Origin of the sequence: Variovorax multivorans (genome assembly GCF_051216835.1) — a bacterium.
Classification (GTDB): Bacteria; Pseudomonadota; Gammaproteobacteria; order Burkholderiales; family Burkholderiaceae_C; genus Variovorax.
Genome location: NZ_JBPJZL010000006.1, coordinates 564,729 through 582,805, shown reverse-complemented (window position 1 = coordinate 582,805; position 18,077 = coordinate 564,729). Strand labels below are relative to the sequence as shown.

General features: G+C 60.2%; 16 protein-coding genes and 1 pseudogene. 6 read left to right on the top strand and 11 right to left on the bottom strand.

The genetic code is table 11. The features are described from left to right. Positions 1–841 precede the first annotated feature (841 nt). The 7 genes and pseudogenes from ACSFCA_RS18935 to ACSFCA_RS18905 form a co-directional block, all read right to left on the bottom strand. Positions 842–2,599: a hypothetical protein gene (locus ACSFCA_RS18935; RefSeq protein WP_435477214.1), complete on the bottom strand. Its 1,758-nt coding sequence runs from the start codon at positions 2,597–2,599 to the stop codon at positions 842–844. Next, a complete protein-coding gene (locus ACSFCA_RS18930) occupies positions 2,596–3,126 on the bottom strand; it encodes a hypothetical protein (RefSeq protein WP_435460541.1) in 531 nt (176 codons plus the stop codon). Before ACSFCA_RS18930 ends, ACSFCA_RS18935 begins: the two co-directional genes overlap by 4 nt. A gap of 195 nt (positions 3,127–3,321) precedes the next feature. After that, positions 3,322–3,693, bottom strand: a pseudogene (locus ACSFCA_RS18925) (TniQ family protein); the annotation flags it as partial. Position 3,694: 1 nt separating this feature from the next. Then, the gene (locus ACSFCA_RS18920; protein WP_435460208.1) at positions 3,695–4,762 is read right to left on the bottom strand and encodes a TniB family NTP-binding protein; all 1,068 of its coding nucleotides are present in this window, start codon (positions 4,760–4,762) and stop codon (positions 3,695–3,697) included. After that, entirely contained in the window at positions 4,759–6,753 is a 1,995-nt protein-coding gene (locus ACSFCA_RS18915) for a hypothetical protein (RefSeq protein WP_435460209.1), read from the bottom strand. Before ACSFCA_RS18915 ends, ACSFCA_RS18920 begins: the two co-directional genes overlap by 4 nt. Then, complete coding sequence (locus ACSFCA_RS18910; protein WP_435460210.1) at positions 6,734–7,381, bottom strand: TnsA endonuclease N-terminal domain-containing protein; 648 nt, start codon at positions 7,379–7,381, stop codon at positions 6,734–6,736. Before ACSFCA_RS18910 ends, ACSFCA_RS18915 begins: the two co-directional genes overlap by 20 nt. Positions 7,382–7,580: 199 nt before the next feature. Continuing rightward, positions 7,581–8,306, bottom strand: coding sequence for a helix-turn-helix domain-containing protein (locus ACSFCA_RS18905; RefSeq protein WP_435460211.1), 726 nt, complete (start codon positions 8,304–8,306; stop codon positions 7,581–7,583). Between the two features lie 57 nt (positions 8,307–8,363). On the opposite strand from ACSFCA_RS18905, the gene ACSFCA_RS18900 reads away from it, so the two are divergent. Further along, positions 8,364–9,296: a hypothetical protein gene (locus ACSFCA_RS18900; RefSeq protein WP_435460212.1), complete on the top strand. Its 933-nt coding sequence runs from the start codon at positions 8,364–8,366 to the stop codon at positions 9,294–9,296. 125 nt (positions 9,297–9,421) lie between these two features. On the opposite strand, the gene ACSFCA_RS18895 is transcribed toward ACSFCA_RS18900, so the two are convergent. The 4 genes from ACSFCA_RS18895 to ACSFCA_RS18880 form a co-directional block, all read right to left on the bottom strand. Then, on the bottom strand, positions 9,422–10,387 hold the full coding sequence (locus ACSFCA_RS18895; protein ID WP_435460213.1) for a tyrosine-type recombinase/integrase: 966 nt from the start codon (positions 10,385–10,387) through the stop codon (positions 9,422–9,424). 6 nt (positions 10,388–10,393) lie between these two features. Continuing rightward, positions 10,394–12,886 carry a S8 family peptidase gene (locus tag ACSFCA_RS18890; protein WP_435460214.1) on the bottom strand — a complete coding sequence of 831 codons (2,493 nt, stop codon included), beginning with the start codon at positions 12,884–12,886 and terminating at the stop codon, positions 10,394–10,396. 3 nt (positions 12,887–12,889) lie between these two features. After that, positions 12,890–13,888 (bottom strand): AAA family ATPase, encoded by a 999-nt coding sequence (locus tag ACSFCA_RS18885; RefSeq protein WP_435460215.1) that lies wholly within the window; start codon positions 13,886–13,888, stop codon positions 12,890–12,892. 203 nt (positions 13,889–14,091) lie between these two features. Beyond that, a complete protein-coding gene (locus tag ACSFCA_RS18880; protein ID WP_435460216.1) occupies positions 14,092–14,355 on the bottom strand; it encodes a helix-turn-helix domain-containing protein in 264 nt (87 codons plus the stop codon). Between the two features lie 134 nt (positions 14,356–14,489). Here ACSFCA_RS18880 and ACSFCA_RS18875 point away from each other — a divergent pair, with 134 nt between their 5' ends. The 5 genes from ACSFCA_RS18875 to ACSFCA_RS18855 all read left to right on the top strand — a co-directional run bounded on the left by ACSFCA_RS18875 (position 14,490) and on the right by ACSFCA_RS18855 (position 18,045). Continuing rightward, a complete protein-coding gene (locus ACSFCA_RS18875) occupies positions 14,490–14,930 on the top strand; it encodes a hypothetical protein (RefSeq protein ID WP_435460217.1) in 441 nt (146 codons plus the stop codon). A 24-nt stretch (positions 14,931–14,954) separates the two neighbouring features. Continuing rightward, positions 14,955–15,788: a metallophosphoesterase gene (locus ACSFCA_RS18870; protein ID WP_435460218.1), complete on the top strand. Its 834-nt coding sequence runs from the start codon at positions 14,955–14,957 to the stop codon at positions 15,786–15,788. A 247-nt stretch (positions 15,789–16,035) separates the two neighbouring features. Next, on the top strand, positions 16,036–16,560 hold the full coding sequence (locus ACSFCA_RS18865; RefSeq protein ID WP_435460219.1) for an HAD domain-containing protein: 525 nt from the start codon (positions 16,036–16,038) through the stop codon (positions 16,558–16,560). Beyond that, positions 16,557–17,501, top strand: coding sequence for a metallophosphoesterase (locus ACSFCA_RS18860; RefSeq protein ID WP_435477208.1), 945 nt, complete (start codon positions 16,557–16,559; stop codon positions 17,499–17,501). Before ACSFCA_RS18865 ends, ACSFCA_RS18860 begins: the two co-directional genes overlap by 4 nt. Positions 17,502–17,592: 91 nt before the next feature. Then, a complete protein-coding gene (locus ACSFCA_RS18855) occupies positions 17,593–18,045 on the top strand; it encodes an HAD domain-containing protein (RefSeq protein WP_435460221.1) in 453 nt (150 codons plus the stop codon). Positions 18,046–18,077: the final 32 nt, after the last annotated feature.

Below are 18,077 nucleotides of genomic sequence, written 5' to 3'. Positions count from 1 at the left end.
CGTCTATCACTCCTAGGATCCCCTGCTTTAAAAAACAGCAGGGTAGGGTTTTACGTGGGTCAGTCTTAGACGGAAATTACTGCGCTAGCTGGGTCAATTTTCGACGGTAAACAACACGGGGGCATTTTTTCATCCAAATTTGAGCCGAATTTCATAAAAGTTTTCACATCCGTTTGACCCTACAAATTGCTCTTATTCCCTGTACAAAAAATAGATGCGATGGGTCAATGCAAATGAAAAAACTGGTTCGGTATTGAATGAACTCTGCGTTCAAATTGAGGGGGTGCAGTGAGAACGCACCGCCGGAGGATGACTGTTCAGGGCCGGCAGCAAGGTGACGTCGATCAGTGCGTATGCGATGTGCGCGATCTACCACTCTCCGATTCCATGAAATGAGTACCGAAGGTACGCACATGTCTGATGACCTATTCAGACAGATTGCTGAATGAGCCAGTGTTAAAGAGAGTCTGGACCGTGTTCGCCTCTTCCATGATCAAGGGCCATCTCGATCAAGATGTCAATCCACTCGCCGGCATGGAAGCAGCTGATCTCGAGAGGATCCCAGCTCGCCGAAAACACCTTTCGTCCGCCGACAGGCCATATATCGAGCACCGTCTTGAGCGATTCCTGGGTCGGCAATAGAAGCACGTTCTCGACCAGGATGACCTGAAGGCCGCAGACCGTTAGGCAACGGTAACTTGGCTGGATTCCATTGCCGGAACACAGCTCCCCGGATTTCCTTGTCAGCGGAGCAAGAGTCTCAATCGCCAACTTGGCGATGTACTGTCGATTGTGGCGAGATTTTCGCAACTGGCACCTCCCTCCTTGGGGTGATAGATCTTCACTGAGACGATGGCCGTGCGGACGTCACCTCGGCCATCACTTTCGCTCGTTCAAAGAGCAGTTGCCTGCAGCCGTTGAGAGTCGGTCCCGCAACGGGCGAAATCCCCTGGTCGGCCAGCTGTGCCGCGGCAGCCTTTGGTGAGCATCCGAGTTGCCTCGCCACATCTCGTCCGAACACGTACAGCTGCTGGAATTGCGCCAGACTCTCTGCCGAAGCGCAGCGTTCTGTGCGCCTGCCCACCTGGCGTGCCGAGGTCTTGAGCAGTCCGGCGCGCACCAGCGCATACGCGACTTCCTGCTTGACGTCGAGCCGAACAGCGACCTGAGTGATCGTCATCTCGCCTTCGGCAGCATGGAATGTTGATGAAAACCAGTCCCGCAGCATCTGCCTTTCGAACAGCAATCCCCCCAGGCCATCCGGGCTCAAGGATCTGCCGATCGGCAGCAGCCGATCTGACTGAACGTCAGCAAGAAACCGTGCCAACTGCTCGGTGGTCCAAGGCCAATATCGAAGAATCTGGCGCAGCATCACGATGTCGCGCGCCGGCTCAGATAGAGGGGGAGCCCCGGCCAGCAACCGGGTCCAATGCTCGATCCATGCGAGAGGTATGTCCCACCGGGAACCTCGAGCTCCCTGCTGCCGCGCTTCGGGGCAAATGGTCGGCAGCATGGCTAGCAGGCGGCGCTCCTTGAGGCCGAGCTTGCGAGCGGCATCGCTGAGCGGGAGAACGTCGTGGACGATGGGCTGGATGGCCGCAACGTCCGTCTTGTTCACGACCAGAAACTTCCGTCCCTTGGCGCTCAGGCGGAGTTCGCCTTTCAGCTTTCCTTCGGCCACCAATGCGTTCAGCCGTGCACGCGACACCCCCAACATGTCTTGGGCCCGATTTGCCGGAATCCACGACATGTTGTCCAGGACAGAGGCTGTCAGGCGTGTGTTGCGTTTGGCAAAGGCACCGGTCCAGTTCGCGGTCACAGAGTCTTCGAATGCGCGTCGCAGAAAATCGAAGGAGGGATGCTTGAAGCCCCCGTACAGCGCGGCATAGAAGCCACCGAAAACCCCCACGAACTTTCCTGCGCTGCCCTCGCGGCTGAAGGTTCTCAGCCGGTTCAGCAACATGAAGAAGCCATGCGGCCAGGTGCACAGGACCTCGGCTGCCATGCACACGATGGGCCACGAGATTTCCAGCCGGTCGATGGCAAGCACCTTCTGGGGCGTACGCTGTCCGTCGGATGTGCCATAGGTGCCCAGCAGCCGGACCAACCGGACTAGTTGAGCGAGCGTCAGTCCCCGCACTGCAGCTGGTTCCACGATCCCGCGGCCCATGGCGGCCGAGACAAGAGCGCGACTCAGTTTTGCGACGGCATCTGGCGCTGGACGTGTCGATTGGGAGGCCAGGAGATAGCCGCAGCCACAACACAAGAGGCTCGGTCTGCGCCAGGAGATCCGCTGGCCGCATTCGCCGCAGGTGTCGACGAGCCAGCTGCCGCACAGCGCGCAGGCATCCGCGAACAAGATTTCCCACCCTACATGCCAGGTTTCCCGTGCGCGGAGGCAGTGAGGGCAAAACCGAGCCCACCGCACGATCCAAGGAGAAGAACATCCCGCATCAGCAAAGGCGAAAGACTCGCCCTCTTCGCTCAGCTGCAGGTCGACCAGATCGCGCACGCACAGCAAGTTGGCACTTGCAAGCCGGAACCGGTAGCCCATGGGCCCCTCGTCCGGCCGTCGCTGCGGTGTTAGCAGCAGGCTCATTTCTTTTTCTGCCTGAAAAGGAACGTCATGTTCCTGGGGGCAGGCGTAGACCGGGGCCGCCATGTGATGCCCCCGGGGTCACACGCGCGCTGGCGCGATTGCTTGCCGATCTTGCGAAAGGCGTGCGGATCAGACAGCCGCCTCATCTTCTTAGCCGGCGACCCGTTCTGATTCGTCTCGCTTTCTGCGATCAATTGCCAGAGACACCGATGGAATGAAAGATCGGTCAGGCACGGCCCGAAATAGCGTCGCAATTCCGGGGCATCCTTGCCCGGTTTCATGGCTTCGACCAGCGTCAAGGGCTCGCTGGCTGCATGCAGGAACAGGGTGTCTCGCAGGTAGTCCTGGTACGGTTGGTCCTCCAGCATTTGTGCGATGAGGCTGTGTCGCGTGCGGTGCAGGGCTTCAACCGGTACCCGTTCCGCGATCATCGCAAAGGCTGGCAAGACAAGCTTGTCGATGAACTCGATCATCAGCAGTAGCAGGTCGATTCGCGCAACCGGTGACGACGGGAACATGTTTTCCATATCGACTGCGCAGCAAGCGGAGATTGCGCGGGTCGCTGCCGCGGCGATTACTCCGCATAGCCGTTGCTTACCGGGGGAAGCGATTGACGCTGCAGTCCGCCACAGTTCAGTGCTGCAGATGCAGCGATCTACCGAAGGCACGTCCCATGAAAGATGCCTCTTGCACGTACCGCATGCGCCCACAAGCTTGCACCCGTGCCGGTGGCAGACATCGTACGAACGCAACTCCCAGTAGCATGGCGCAACCGCTTCTTGCGCCAGGCATTGGGGGCACACCATCCGTTGCTTAACTCGTACGTGCCTTGGCGGGAGCAATGCCGTACCGAGTCGCACCTCTGATGCCCGGCCACCGCTGCGGCGAACTGTGACCAGACGCGTGGCGAGCGCGTCGCTGTCGCACCCTGTCAGTTCGACGATGGCTTGAAGACTCTCGGTGGCCTTGGACAGGGACGCGAGCATCGGTCGACACAACGATGAGGCCATGTTGTGATCAGCGATGCGGCAGATGTAGGCGCGCAAGCTCTCGGTGGGACCCAATTCGGGTCGAAACAGAAGTTGATCCGTCATGTCAGTGACCACGCCTGGAAATCGACTTGGTCTTGCCGGTGTTCTTGCGCTTCGCGTGTCCTGCAGAGGTGTATTGATCGATGTCGTCCCAAATATCAAAGGGCTCACCCGGCCCCTTCAACACGCGCAGGCTCGCACCCTTGACGAACGGATTGAGGCTTTCTGGGGCTTCGCGCCACACCGACCGCACGAACGCTTGGGCGAGATCTTCTTGCGTGATGGCGCCGTCGGCGCCGCTGCCGCCTCGCGAAACGGCGTCATCGATGATCTTCACCACGTAGTCGATCAGCCCGCAGCTGGCATAGAAGAAGCGCCGTGCCATGTTCGCTTCGGAAAAGTCGACACAAGGCACAGGCACGCTCTCCTGCAGATCCTTGAGCACGCCGCGGAAATCCAATTGCTGTGCCTTGGTCTGAAACCCAAACGGCTTCATGTAGTGCGGTGCCCCGAAGCGACGGCGCAGTTGAGGGTTGCTATTGACGACAGCGATTGCACGAGGCAGGCCCGCCAGAACGACGGGGATGCGCGCGCGCCGGATCAAGTTCTTGAGCCAGTCGGAAACCCGCTTGAATTCCGCCGTCCGGTGTCCGTCTATGAAGTGCTGAAATTCATCGATGAGCAGCAGTTGCACGCTGCATTTGCGAAAGAAGAGTTCAATCCGGCGCGTCTTTGCGGTGGCAGTCCCTTGGCTGGCCGCCCCATCGCCGAGGGCGTCGAGAATGGCTTCGGCCAGCGTTTTCACCGAGGGGGACTCGGGCGTATCTACCCTCAGCACCGGGATGTTCGCACCCTCCTTCGTTCTCGTGCGCGGAAAACGTGCCTCGTAGAAATCGAGCGCGGTTGACTTGCCGCTACCGGTCTGGGCAACCAGCAAGATCCCGTCGGCGACGCCAGCCTTGAGGCCTCGATGGTGCACACGTGCGATCTCTCGGATCACGCGTGTGAACTCACGGTGTTCGATGACCTCCTTGCGCAAGGTGAATGCTGCGAGCCGGTCCGTAGGGGACATCGCCTCTTCCTCGGCCAGCCCCAGTCGTTGCAGGAATTCGAGTTCGTTGCGTGCGTTCATGCGTGCATCTCCTGGTTGCGTTCGGTGCGCTTGAAGCTGGGCAGTTCATCGTCAGCACCCGGGTCAAGATCGGGGAGCACCGCAGCAGCGGTGTTCACGGGCTTGCGGGCACGTTGCAGAGGGCTTTCATCCTGGGTGCCGAGAATCTGTTCGCTGTCATGCAGCAGAACCGTCGCGCCGGCCTTGCGGGTGGCGGTCTTGTGTGCGAGAACGGCTTCGTCGACGATGGCCTGGATCTCGGCCTTGACCGCGAGCAACTGGTCGGCGACCCATTCATTGCCAAAGCGCTTGCGAACCTCCGCGACGCAGAGGTGATGTACGTACGCGTTCAGGCCGGCTGCGTAGTCGCTTCGGACCGCAGGGACCTCGATGAACTCGTCCAGCTGTGGATCCAGGACGGTGATGTACCCGACGTCGTGCTCGAAACCCCTCAAGTGGACTTCGGGGTTGCCGCCCGCGCGCTGGCGAATGACCTGAAGCAGTGGCGAGTTGTAGCGCAGGTTGTCATATTCGACACCATAGTGAAACAGCGTTCGCGTGGCCGCGTGCCCCACGATCGTGTCCAACTGCTTCGGGTAGGCCGGCAGCTCGATCACGCAGTTGCTCTCCTCTTCCTGCCAGACCTCCAGCGGCGTGCGTCCCAGGAGACCGCGGTGCGGGGTCTTGTGGTACACGTCCGCGATCCACTTCACCAGCAGGTGGACGAAGACTTCCAAGTCGATGGCTGCGTGTTTCTCGCTGGCGTAGTCTCCGCGCTGCTCGACGTTAGAAAACGTCGTACCAGGCAGCATGTGCACCAGCCCCTGGTTGACGGTCCTGAACATCCGCTCGATGGCGCCTTTCATCTCCGGATGCGCCACCCCGCAGTAGGTGAGCTCGATGCCCATTTCCTGGCAGATGACCTCCACGGCATTCGCATGCAGTTCCATGCCGTTGTCACACACGATGCACTCGGGGATCCCGCGTGCGGGCCACGGCCCCTTGATGCCTGGGTACTTCGCCAGGATCTGGTCCTTGGGCAGCATGAGCATGCGCAAGCAGTAAAGCACCGATGTCGAGGACGGCGCGTGAAAACTAATGTAGAAGCCCTGGACCATACGGCTGCGACGGTCTATCGCCAGCGTCAGCCAGGGCCGACCGAGTACCAGACGTGTGAGCTTGCAGATGATCATCAGGTCGACGGGCGTGTGATCGATCTCCACGCGCTCCAAGATCTTCTTGACCTTGACGCCGTCAACCGCGCTACGCAGTTCCTTCGCTGTTGCCACCTTGCCCTGGCGCGCATTCTGGGTGACCTGGTAGTAGAGGCTCTTGAGCCACCGATAGATGGTCGGAGCGCTCGGTGTTGCGATGTGCTGTGAAGCGTCCAGCCCCTGATTGACGCGCTTGACCTTGGTCTTCACTGCATCGACAACGGCTTTGCCGGGTTTCTTCTGCAGGGTGAGAAACACCTCGGCTACGGCCTCGTCGAAAAGGCTTCGTTGTGTTGCGTCGTAGGTCCGCCCGGAGTTCCTGCGTCCGTCCTGTAGTTTGGTGATGCACTTCGTCACTGCGAACCTGGACCACCAGCGCCAAACCGTTTCAGGCGACGGCGGATGGGTGTCTTCCAATTCGAGCGCAACGGCACGGATCTTTGGTTCCAGCTTCTCGTGGCTCGAGACGAAGGGTTGATCGTCCTCCTTGAAGAGCCTCAGGATCCCATTGAGGTAGTCCGCCTTGCGCTTGACGTCCTTCTGGTCCTCCACGGGCAAGGATTTCAGGTCCTTCGGCGTTGTGAAGTAGAAAACGTTTTTCGAGGCTCCGAGGCTTTCTTCATCGATCTGCCACTCGCCGCCCACCCACCTGCGGTGGAGCTCGGGCTCCTCCAGGTTGGTGAGCTCCCCGGCGTCGTCTTCGAGCTGGAACTTGCCGCTTGCGAGCCGCCGCACCAGGGTCCAGCCACGCGTTTGCTGCAGGAAGCGCAAACCCTTCTTAAAAGAGAAACGAACCATTGCGGCCTCCTTCAGCATCGGCGAGCCAGACGAGAGAAGTCGCCACAATGGGTGCCTGCAGATCGATTCGCAGGCGACCGGCGGCGACCAGACGCAAGACATCTTCGATACCGCCGATCTGTTCTGCAGCTTCAGATATCGTCCAGACGGGGCCATCGCCCAGCCGCTCGACCAGCGCATCTGTGCAAGATGCTCGCTTGAGCCTCCTGCCGCTGCTGTGCAGGCGCCGCAGATTGCCGAAAAACGGCTCGCGGCGGATGTCGTTTTCCGTCAGCACGCGGTAATGGCGACCCTGCTCTTCGAACCGTTTGGCGATGGCGCCGAGCTTTTCGCTGATTTCTTTCGTCGCGACCCGTGCTTCGGGCTTGATCTCAATGAGCAGCTCGCGACCATCGCCAAACACGGCCCGGAAGTCGGGCACATAGCGGCGTGGTTGATCGCCGCCGTCGTAGTAGATCTCTACCGACGGCTGTTCTTGATAAGTCGCGACCTCGTGGAGGTACTCCAATGCCAGGATGGCATCCCGCTCGAGCAACGACTCCCACTGCACCATTCGTCCCAGCTTCCGGGACGGAAACTTGCCGCGGAACCTCTTTCCGCTACGGGTGACAACCTTTCTGACTCTCATCTCACTCTCCTTCAGGCAACAGTTCTCCTTCCCGGTGAGGTGGACGTTTTGAAGTCCAGTTTTCACCGGGTGTGACGGATCACGGGCCGGAGGGCGTTGACTGGTTCTGCGGGACGGAGAGACACTAAAGGCCCTCACCTGTCGGATCTGTCCGTCCTTAAGAACCGCGCCGCCGCAAGGCCCAGCGCGGTTTTTTCGTTCAGGCCATAGGCATTCCCTCCTTGGTTTCACCGGCGGGGAGACCGCCTGCCATCACGCGCAGCAGCGCCCGGCTGCCGCTGGGCATTGAGGCAAGCCAAAAAGCGATCTGCATCAAGGTGTCGCGGAATGCAGGATCGCGGTCACCCAAGGCCCGCGCAAGGCGTGATAGCTCCCATGCGAGCATCACCTGCTCGGCTTCCTCGGCGCTCGCACGCAGCGCTTCGATGAGCCGTCTGACCTGGCGCAACTGCGGCGGCGGGCGGCGCCCTCGCTCGATGGCGGCCAGAAAAGATTGATCCATCCCGGCTGTCAGCGCCAGTTCCTTCTGGGAGCGCCGTTGCCGCTCCCGCAGGGCCTTGATTGCCGCGCCGAAAGCCCTGATGCCAATGTTCGAGTGGATTGCGCTCTCGGCATGTCTAGGTGCGGTGCCCTCGATCGTTGCCGCGTGGTGGGCATCTCCATCGGCGGCAGCATTGCTGTCGGATACAGCCTGGTTGACTTGATGAATCCAGCTGGCGACGTCTCGCCGCAGAGCAAATCGACCGCGGCGGTGCGGCAACACCACAAGCGGGACAGGCACCCGGCCGCGGTGGGCGGCCTGGCGGAATGCGCCCGGCGTTGGATATCCCAGCAAGTGCCAAAGATCGGTTCCTGGAATCAAATCCAGGTCTCCATCACTCCCGCGTTGTCGCTGGAGGGGATCTTGTGGGCGGCTCTTGTTCAAGGTTGTCGTTGCAAGTGATACCTGTCACATGCTGGCAATCCTGTCCTTGGAAGTCGAATGGAAAATTATTCGGAATTGTTTGCACCGCAGCTCATGAAGAAGACATCCAAGCCTGGGCGCCCCAGCAGCCCTCTCCATGTTGAACTCCGGGGACTTCTTGCGCGGGTTTGGGTTGCTTGTCTCATACGAGCCACGGGGGCTGCAGACCTGAAGGAGTTGGCGCAGATCTGTAATGAACTTTTGCCCGATACCTACCCCAAGCGCGTTCGAGATTGGGAGAGATATGCTCGCGGCGAGCATGCGCCATCGCTCGAACGCGGCGGCGCACCCGGGATCGTCAGGATCCTGGGTTCACACTTTCCCGTGACGCTGCGGGTAGCAGAGCACCCGATCTGGAATGTCTTGGATCCCGGGATGGAAATCGGGACCGCAGTGGCCGATCGCATGCTGGCCAAGTTGCATCCAGTAGTGACCGAGCCATTCGTTGCGAGCCGAACGGAGGCAACCATCGTGAGGGACTGGAGATACCTGGATAGGCCACGCAGGGTCTTTCCGCAAGCGCATGCCCTCGTGATGGATTACATCGCGTGCTATCTCATCCTGTTTCGCAACACTAAGGAAAACTGCCCTCCGACCATATGGGTGAGCACGCTGGACAATTTGGCCGCAGCCGTGTCGATCGCGCCACGTTCGCTCGAACTGGAATGTCTCGGTGACGCACTTGAGAAATTCATTGATCGGGCATTTCTCTCGTCTGATATCGGACCGAGGTGGCAGGCGCCGGACTGGCCCTTCTATCGCGGGTTGCCAATGCCTGCTCACATGCCCAAGGTCAGGGCTGCTCGACTTTCACAAGGCGCAGAACATGTCGCAGATGCGGCCGGAAACCTCAAGCCGGTCACGGTTTCGGGAATCGGCAGAGGCCTTGCCGCGCTGCTGGACGGCTATCTCACAGGGCCGGTAAATCCCGCGAACCTCGTCTTCTGCTGACGAGGGTGTCTGCGACCACATGCTGCCGCCGGCCATTCGCTCCGGCCTACTTGAAGGCGAAAGCTACGACCTCTCAGGGATTGAAGGCGTCTCGCCGCACGCTTGCTTGCGAAGTGCGCATTCAGTCAGGCGGCAAGCCGCTCCAGCGCCTCTCCTGCCGACCTCAGAGGTAGCGTGTCGGAAATCTCGTTCACCAATTGGCGGGAGCGTATATGCGCGGCAAGCTGATGGGGCGGGACTGCGTTGACTCTGAGTGCATTGACGACGAGTTCCCGGCGCAGATCGCCCATGGAAGGAATTGCCCACATCGGTTCCGACAGATCAACGTCCAGCGTCCTTAGGGCATTCGCGACGGTCCAGGCGTCGACTGGACGCTCGCTGCGCAACCTGGAGATCATCGGCACATCCTTTTCGATGGCCGATGGCCAGGGCGTGAGGCCGCGGTCCATCCGATAGCGCGACAGCGCGCGCATTGCCGGCGACGGGACATAAAGGATATCCGGCGCGCCCCTGCCAAATCGAAGGACCCGCAGCCGCCAGGTGCTTCGGCCCTTCACGAAATCGCCCATGAAACACGACGCCATCTCGCTTCTTCGCAAACCCACCCAGTAGGCAAGTTCCGCGATCGCGACGGCGCGCACCATCGCGTTGCGCTCTCCTCGCGACGAGGGTGCGCGAAGAAGCACCACCGACCGGATGTCCGCCCAGCGTGCGGGGCCGGGCTCACTCTGTTGCTGAACCGGGTCCGGTACTTTCAGCGCGGCGAGGTAGTCAATCGGATTGGATGGCCTATGTCCCGCGAGGACGAGCGATTTGAAGAGAGAGCGCAAGACGGAGCGTGTTTGAGTAACCGTCCGCGCTGAGCGGGGAGATGGGTTCACCGTCAGACTATTGGCTCGGCCGGCTCCAACGTCGACAAGGTACGCTGCAATCTGCTCGGGCATGACGGAGACGAGGTCGAGTTCTCGAACCAGCAGCCACTCGCAAAGTTGTTGCAGCTGGCTTTCGTACTTTCGGCATGTGTGCTTCGATGACGCGTGACTCTCGACCCACCGCTGCGCGGCCTCGAGGCTGCTCCCTTTGCTCGCCATGGCGCCTCAATTGCCCCCGATGATGTTGGTGAGCCCGGTGTTCAACGGGACTCGCAGCTCCTCGGCGATCTTGTTGTATAGATCGACGTTCTGATCCTCACTCTCCAACGAAACAATCAGGGAGAAACGGGCATCGGCTTCGCAACGCTGTCGATCCGTACATTCGCGCCACCAGCCAACGACGGGATAGACGGCGATGAGGTCGCGCGAAGCGAGATTGACAGCCATCCCCGTCCATTGATCCGAATGGATCGAACCGGCGGTCCTGAGATTGCTCCCCAAAAACCAACCTTCATCTTCAGATGCTTCAATCTTTTCTGCTTTAGCGAGCATGGCTGCATTGACCCGCTTGTTGAAATGATCAACCGTTTCCGTAGCCCGACGAAGGTCGAACCTCAGTCCGTGAGATGCATATCGGTAGCGATTGAGCCATCCACGTCGCGACGGGCTCGGCTCGATGAAATACGACAGAGTGACTTTGACGCGAACCGACTTCTCTGCGAGGCCAAACAGAACCTCTCGCGGCCAAGGCAGCGAGAAAATTCTGAGCTCATTCATCGTGCCAGTGGTGCCTTCCAGCTTATACGGCTGCAGAGTCTCCTGGGCGATGAGACAGACGCGCCTGGTGCTGCTGTAGATTGCGTCATGCTCGCTCGGCACGCCATATCCGCACGTTCGCAGCAACACTCGGCGCGCGGCCTGCGTGTCGTCCGTCAGAAAGCGTGCTCGCTGTTGCGGCGTCCATTCCGCGTGATGAACTAGGAGCCCACGAACCGTCTCTGGCCAGGCGTCGGGATAGTTGTGTTGCACCAGCGCGGACAACCGGGCGGCTTGCGCCGTGGCGGCGCTCGTCATCGCCGTATGGCTGAGTGCGCGCGTTGCATGATTTCTGTTCGTCGTCAGCAATTGCATGGTGCGCGGCATCGCGACGTCAACGCCTGCTGGATCGATGGCTGCGTTACCACCTTCGAACAGCACCTCTGGCTTGACAGGCCATTTGCCCCAGTTCACTGATGTGGCGCTGAACGGGCCTAATTCGCCGACGCCTGCGATGGCCCGCCAGCCTGCATAGTCCGCTGAGCCCGGCAATGCCTGCATCACGGTAGAGGCGCCCACCGTCAATGCATTCCAAGCCTGCCCCGGCTGTTCGATGCCAAAACTGACATTGGCAGTTGGCCAATCGGGCCAATGCGCCTCAGGCACATTGCCGCCTGCGATCACGAACATGCGTGCGTTGTCGCCGCCATCTCCATAGGCCATCTGGTCGACGGCTCCCGAATAGGATGACGGCTCGCCACGTTGATGCATCGGCGAGGTAATGGCTTGGCAGATGATTCGCTGGCGAAATGGCGCCCTCGTTTCGCAATAAGAGACCGCGTCCTGCATGACAGCGCCGAGTGGTTGATCCGGATGAATGCCGTTCTCGGGCGGGAGCACTTTCACGGATTCGAGGCGATAGCTCAACTGCACGCCGCCCGTGGTGCCTGCTGCGGTTCGGAGATCGCCGTAGAGAGCCAACCCGGCCATCTGCGTTCCATGTCCGTGATGATCGCTGTGACCCCATGTCGGGTGAGCGGCATGCATGTCGGCGGCATCCAGGACCGGGCTGAGCAGTGGATGGGTGTGGGCGATCCCCGTGTCGAGAATGGCAATCGAGACACCATCGCCTTCAACGTTTGGCTCCAAGCGAGCCACCAAATCTGCGACGAAGTCGTCCTGCTGTACGAGTGTCGGGTCGTCCGCGAGAGCCGGTGGCAGATCTGCGCGTCTGATTTCCGCAATCAGGTTCAGCAGGTCGATGGCGCTGACCAGTTGGGCATGGGTCGCTTGCACATTGGTGACCACGCGTTCGGGAAACTCAATCCACTGCTGAGCCACCTGAATGCCAATGACCTGCGCGGCATGCAGGAACCGGTGAACGCATGCATCGGCTTCGAGCGAGTCGCGCCGTAGCCAGACCTCCCATTGAAGAGTTCCATCGTCGACAGGAGGGTCCACATCGTCGGTCCACAACGCCTCGATCGTGGCGAGCCCGATGGACTGAATACTTTCGATCAAAGGCGCGTTCTTTGCCTTGCCTGTGGCCGTTTCTTGCTCCAGATAAGCCTTGACTTTGTTAATCAAGATTTTGAGCTTGCCTTCCGGCACGTAGCAGGTTGCATACGTTACCTCGTCGACAACCCGAACATTGAGAAGCTCGATACCCGAGACCGGAAGATCCAAACTAGTGAAGGCAAGATCGAACCCGACTGCGCTCTGGAACTCGATGGTGATGCCTTCTGGGAGCAGGCCGTACTGAGCGGCCGCCCTCAGCAAGCGCCGCTGCGCGAAGATTGGCACGAAGCTCTCGAGCTGGGTGCGAAGTGCACTGCCATGTGCAGCACGGTCGCGCGGTGCAATGTTCAGGGTCTTGCCCCGACCCGGACGAGACTTGTAAGTCTGAGAAACCCCTCGATTGACCATCCGTAGATGCTGAAGTGAGGGATTTTCTGTCGCCATGGACTAGTGTTCCTCTCCGCCGAATGTCCGACGGTCTTGCTGTCGCTCTTGAAGGGCCTGCCTTATGTCCGCTTCCTGTACGTCATCTCGTCCCGAGAGAAGCGCCCATTTCAGCGCGTCTTCGCAGGCACGCTGCACGTCGGCGAAGCTCAATCCTTGCGCAAACTCCGCCAGCCGAGCAAGCGGCAGATCCCTGGCGCGGTTGCGCAGTCGGGCTCCGATCAGTTCCACCACATCGATGGGACGGGGCAGATGGAACCGGAGCACTTCGTCAAATCGGCGGAAGAGCGCTTGATCGAGCATCGCCGGATGGTTCGTCGCCGCGACGAGAACACTGTGCGAGTGGTCCTGTTCGATCATCTGCAGGAAGGAGTTCAGGATACGGCGTATCTCGCCAACGTCGTTGTCGGTGCCGCGCTGTTGCCCGATCGCATCGAATTCATCGAAAAGATATACGCCGCGCACCGCCGAGATGTTGTCGAACAGAAGTCTCAACTTGGCAGCCGCCTCGCCCATGTAGCGCGTGAAGAGCGCCTCCAGGTGGAGGGTGAAAAGCGGCAAGGACAGTTCACTGGCCAATGCTGCGGCAGCCAGTGTTTTGCCGGTTCCAGGTGGACCGACAAACAACAAACGCCGGCGCGGCTCAAGTCCGTTGTCGCGCAAGCGAGCAGCCTGTCGCTGCTCTGAAAGCACTCTGGACAGACGTGTATTCAACGCTGGCGTTAGAACCATGTCCTCGAGCCTGGCGTCGGGATACGTCACGGAGACGAGGTCTGCAAGCTCACCCTTCGGCTGAGCCATCGGGATGGGATGCCGATTGGGCACGACGGTCGCGCCTCGCAACTTCATGTCATCCACGAGCTTGCGGATGTCCTCGGCCAACCGGCCATGGCCTGCCTTGGCCTCACCCGCTGCGATCTGCAGCGCGAGCGTCAGCAACTGCGACTCATCCGAGTCCCGATAGGCGCGGAGCAGTGCTTTGATCTGATCGCCGTTGGCCATGATTCTGAGGGTGGTGCTTTTCCGCACGAGGATGCGCAGTGACGCAAGAATACTTCATTTGCCAATGATAGTAAAAAATATCGTAGATATAACCGACTTATGGCAGACGACTTGTGATGTGCCCTCCTCTGACATGTCCTCGTTCAAGGATTCGTCAGATTCCTGATCGGCCCGATGGGCGGCAACGGTATTCACCCAGAGGACTACTTCGCACGTATCCCACCCGATCCATCCAGGTACTTGAAGAACTCGGATGGTTTCATCTCGAGCCCAGTCACGATCCTCATGATGTTCGTAAGCGACAGGTTGCGTTCGCCCCGTTCAACGCCGCCCATGTAGCTTCGATCAATGCCGATATGGTCGGCAAACGCCTCTTGCGAATAGCCCCTGGCCTTGCGTTCGGCACGTACCCCGGCACCAAAGACCTCCAGGGGATTCTGTGCAACCGCTCGCGTCTTCGTAGTCATGCCGCGATGTTCAGAGTACGCGGCCTAAAGAACTACGGCCAATAAGTACGCGGACTTTCGGTTCGCGGACTATAAGTATCTTTTTTGATATGATTTTTACGGCAGTTTCCGTACCGCCACAGGAATATCCGACCATGACACTCCCATTGCTGCTGATGCTCGCGGTCGCACTGGTTATCTTCTACTGGGCCTGGATTGCGTCTCCGCGCTCGATCCAGACCGGACGCGAGCAATTGCTCAGAAAGCAAGGCCAAACGTCTGGCGCGACATTCCTTCCGATCGATCCTTGGCGCATGCTGGGCCATTGGGAAGGAACCTGCATCCTGTTCGACCCAGACGTGCGCAAGGCTTGCATCGTTGTTCGCGACAAGTCTGCCTTCACCGTCGATTTCGACTACTTCAGAACCTGGACGCTCAAATGGATCGAAGATTCCCGAGGCGGTCTGCTGCGCTACCAGCACGTGCACATCCTCTTCGAGACCCATGACTTCGATCGCCCAACGATCCGCGTCAACGTTCCCTCCAAGTCCGACGGCGATGCCTGGAACGCCAAGCTCGCGATCTTGATGCCTTGAGCGCTGACACAGGAACACCTCAATGTGAAGCTGCTCATCCTTTCGGACCTGCACCTCGAGTTCGGGACCTTTCTCGTCCCGCAGGTCGACTACGACGCAGTGATCCTTGCTGGGGACATCTTCGTCCCCGGTTCCAAGGCCATGCGCTGGGCCCGGCGGGCGGGGAACTTTGGGGAGACAGCCCCCATCGTGTTCGTGCCCGGCAACCATGAGTTCTACGAAGGTGTCCTCCAGACCTCGCTCAAGGAAATGGCGCTCACCGCGAGTTCGTGCAACGTGCACCTCCTGGCACCCGGCGAGGCCGTGATCGCCGGCGTCCGCTTTCTGGGCTGCACGCTGTGGACAGACTTTGAACTGCCGATCCAGACCAAGACAGGGCCGCTGGTAGACACCGAGCGGGCCATGAAGGCGGCCAAGGTCGGTCTCAACGACTACTCATCGATCCGGTGGGTCGAGGCGCAGGAATCCTCCGACGCAACCGTGGTAGCAGCCAAGTCAAGAAAGCGCCGCCTGGTACCCGAAGACACGCTGGCGCTCCACCAGCGTGACAGCGCCTGGCTGGCCCAGAAGCTGGCCGAGCCCTTCGACGGGCCAACGGTGGTTGTGACCCACCACGCCCCGCACCGAAACTCTCTCGCGCATCACTATCAGTCCGACTGGCTGTCCGCATCTTTTGTGAGCGAGCTCCCAAGTTCCTTCTTCGAAGTGCCGTCACTCTGGGTGCACGGCCACATCCACGAGAGCTTTGACTATCAAGTCGGCAACTGCCGGGTGGTGTGCAATCCCCGTGGGTACTTGCAGCATGGCCGCGGCCTGGAGAACAAGCAGTTCAACCCCGAGCTCGTGGTCGATCTATGAGTGGCATCCAGTCTATCCCCACGATCCAGCAAGTGCTGGCTGCCGCGACTGCGGTCTCAGGTGGGGACCTCGAGGCGGCCATCCTCTGGTACAGGAACGAGCCACTCGCGCTGTTTGATTGCAGGACCGCCGAGTCGCTGGTAGCCGAAGGGCGAGCTGCCGATGTGCTCAATCTCCTTGAATCGTTCCAGGCCGGGTTTGCTGGATGAGCGAATCCTGCACCTCTCGTCGATCTACGGTGGAAGCGATGCCGATCCCCAACGCCTCCGGCTGCGCGAGTGGCTCCAGCCATCTGCTGTTCCTGGATGTCGATGGTGTGCTTCATCCCGTCGGCGCAGACTATTCGTTCAGCAGCCGGTTCTTCAGTCATCTGCCGCTTCTGGAGGAACTCCTGCGAGAGTTCAAGTCTGTCGAGGTCATCATCTCGTCGGATTGGCGGCGGGCCGAAAGCGTCGAGCAGCTGCAGCGCTATTTCAGCGCCGACCTCCGGCATCGAATCATCGGAGCGACGCCACAGATTGACCCTGACGTGGTCGTCCACCACCGGCGCCAACTGGAGATCCAGGCCTGGCTCGACGGGAATGGTCGCAGCGAGGCAGAGTGGGTCGCACTTGACGATTGGCCACTGAGCTTTGAAAGGGGCTTTGAACGGATCGTGCTCACCGATCCTCTGCGCGCGTTTGATCAAGACAGTTGCCAGGAACTGCGCTCGCACTTCCTACGGTTTGCGACTGCACGATGCTTCGTCGCCACTTCGGCGCACATGAAATGAAACCTCACACCCCATCGGACCTCAATGTGCGATCCGAGCACGAGCGGCCAAGACCCAAGCTGATGTTCTTCGGCGACCCCCACGGCGACTTCGCACCCGTGATCACCGCGGTCGAGCGCTTTCAGCCTGAGGCGATCGTGCTGCTGGGCGACCTCCAGGCGCGCCAACCACTGCATATCGAACTGCAATCGATCCGAGACATCACGGAGGTCCACTGGATACCTGGGAACCATGATTCTGATTCAGAGGCTTATCACGATCACGTGTGGCATTCGGATCTCGCGGATCGAAATCTTCATGCCCGTGTGGTCTCCGTGGCCGGCTACAACGTTGCGGGTTTGGGTGGCATCTTCCGCAGCAAGATCTGGGATCCTCGGCGACCGATCCAGGAGGCTGCGTTCCAGTCGAGCGATGCCATGCGCCGAGCCATGAAGCGCGAAGAGCGGTGGCGCGACTCCATCTCCCTCAAGCACCGTTCCTCCATTTTCCCGGCCGACTACCAGCAACTGCTGCGGAGCGGCCCTGCCGACATCCTGGTGACGCACGAAGCGCCTTCGGCGCATCCGCACGGCTGGCGGGTGATCGACGAGCTCGCTGAGAAGCTCGGTGTCCTGTTTGTGGTGCACGGCCATCATCACCAAACCATTAATTACGTCGGGGAGAGCTTGATGCCCTCCTCAGCGTCGTTCCGCGCCTTCGGGGTCGACATGGGCTCGTACCTGGCGTGGCCACGGGATCCGCGGTGGGAGCTTGGGTCGGAAGGTCCTGCACAAGACTTGCTGGGTCTCGCGACCCAGGTGTTCGGCGCAGACGCCCAAGCCTGGTTGGACAAGCCGCACGAATGGCTCGACGGCCAAACGCCAGCAGCGTTCGCTGCCGCGGGCGGCTCGAACAAGGTGCGATCAATGCTCAACGCGATTCAACACGGGGGTGTCGTATGAGGACTGCGGCGGCGCCGTTCCGCGCATCCGGCGTTGGCATGGGCTCGCACCTAGCGCGGCCGCTGGATGGGAATGGATTCGGAGGCCCGGAGTGATCCTGTTCCTCGACTTCGACGGCGTGCTGCATCCGGAGGGGGAAGACTACATCCTCAACGGCGGTGCCAAGTTCTGCTTCCTGCCGCGCCTGGAGGCGTTGTTGCGCGAGTTCCCGCTCGTGAAGATCGTGATCAGTTCATCCTGGCGAGAGCACCTGCTCAACAAGACGCTGCTGAAGCCGTTCTCCAGCGACATCGGGACCCGCATCGTTGGAGCCATCCCTCCTTCGGGCTTTGGCCTTCAGCCGCCGTACAGGAATCGTGAAGGAGAAATCCTCGCTTGGCTCCGGCTTCACGATGCGGTCGACGAGCCCTGGGTCGCACTCGACGATGCCTATTGGCTGTTCGATCGCTGCAAGGATCATCTGGTGGTATGCGGCTCGTTCACAGGCTTCGACGACAAGGCCGGTGCCGAGCTTCGCACCCACTTTGAAGAGGCACTCCGATGAAAGTGCTGGTTCTTTCCGATCTTCACCTCGAG

Excerpts from the sequence above, each read along its gene's own strand:
- ACSFCA_RS18860 (WP_435477208.1), top strand. The coding sequence starts at position 16,557 with ATGAAACCTCACACCCCATCGGACCTCAATGTGCGATCCGAGCACGAG.
- ACSFCA_RS18915 (WP_435460209.1), bottom strand. The coding sequence starts at position 6,753 with ATGGTTCGTTTCTCTTTTAAGAAGGGTTTGCGCTTCCTGCAGCAAACG.
- ACSFCA_RS18895 (WP_435460213.1), bottom strand. The coding sequence starts at position 10,387 with ATGGCGAGCAAAGGGAGCAGCCTCGAGGCCGCGCAGCGGTGGGTCGAG.
- ACSFCA_RS18935 (WP_435477214.1), bottom strand. The coding sequence starts at position 2,599 with ATGAGCCTGCTGCTAACACCGCAGCGACGGCCGGACGAGGGGCCCATG.
- ACSFCA_RS18890 (WP_435460214.1), bottom strand. The coding sequence starts at position 12,886 with ATGGCGACAGAAAATCCCTCACTTCAGCATCTACGGATGGTCAATCGA.
- ACSFCA_RS18920 (WP_435460208.1), bottom strand. The coding sequence starts at position 4,762 with ATGAACGCACGCAACGAACTCGAATTCCTGCAACGACTGGGGCTGGCC.
- ACSFCA_RS18875 (WP_435460217.1), top strand. The coding sequence starts at position 14,490 with ATGACACTCCCATTGCTGCTGATGCTCGCGGTCGCACTGGTTATCTTC.
- ACSFCA_RS18865 (WP_435460219.1), top strand. The coding sequence starts at position 16,036 with ATGCCGATCCCCAACGCCTCCGGCTGCGCGAGTGGCTCCAGCCATCTG.
- ACSFCA_RS18930 (WP_435460541.1), bottom strand. The coding sequence starts at position 3,126 with ATGGAAAACATGTTCCCGTCGTCACCGGTTGCGCGAATCGACCTGCTA.
- ACSFCA_RS18900 (WP_435460212.1), top strand. The coding sequence starts at position 8,364 with ATGGAAAATTATTCGGAATTGTTTGCACCGCAGCTCATGAAGAAGACA.
- ACSFCA_RS18880 (WP_435460216.1), bottom strand. The coding sequence starts at position 14,355 with ATGACTACGAAGACGCGAGCGGTTGCACAGAATCCCCTGGAGGTCTTT.
- ACSFCA_RS18885 (WP_435460215.1), bottom strand. The coding sequence starts at position 13,888 with ATGGCCAACGGCGATCAGATCAAAGCACTGCTCCGCGCCTATCGGGAC.
- ACSFCA_RS18910 (WP_435460210.1), bottom strand. The coding sequence starts at position 7,381 with ATGAGAGTCAGAAAGGTTGTCACCCGTAGCGGAAAGAGGTTCCGCGGC.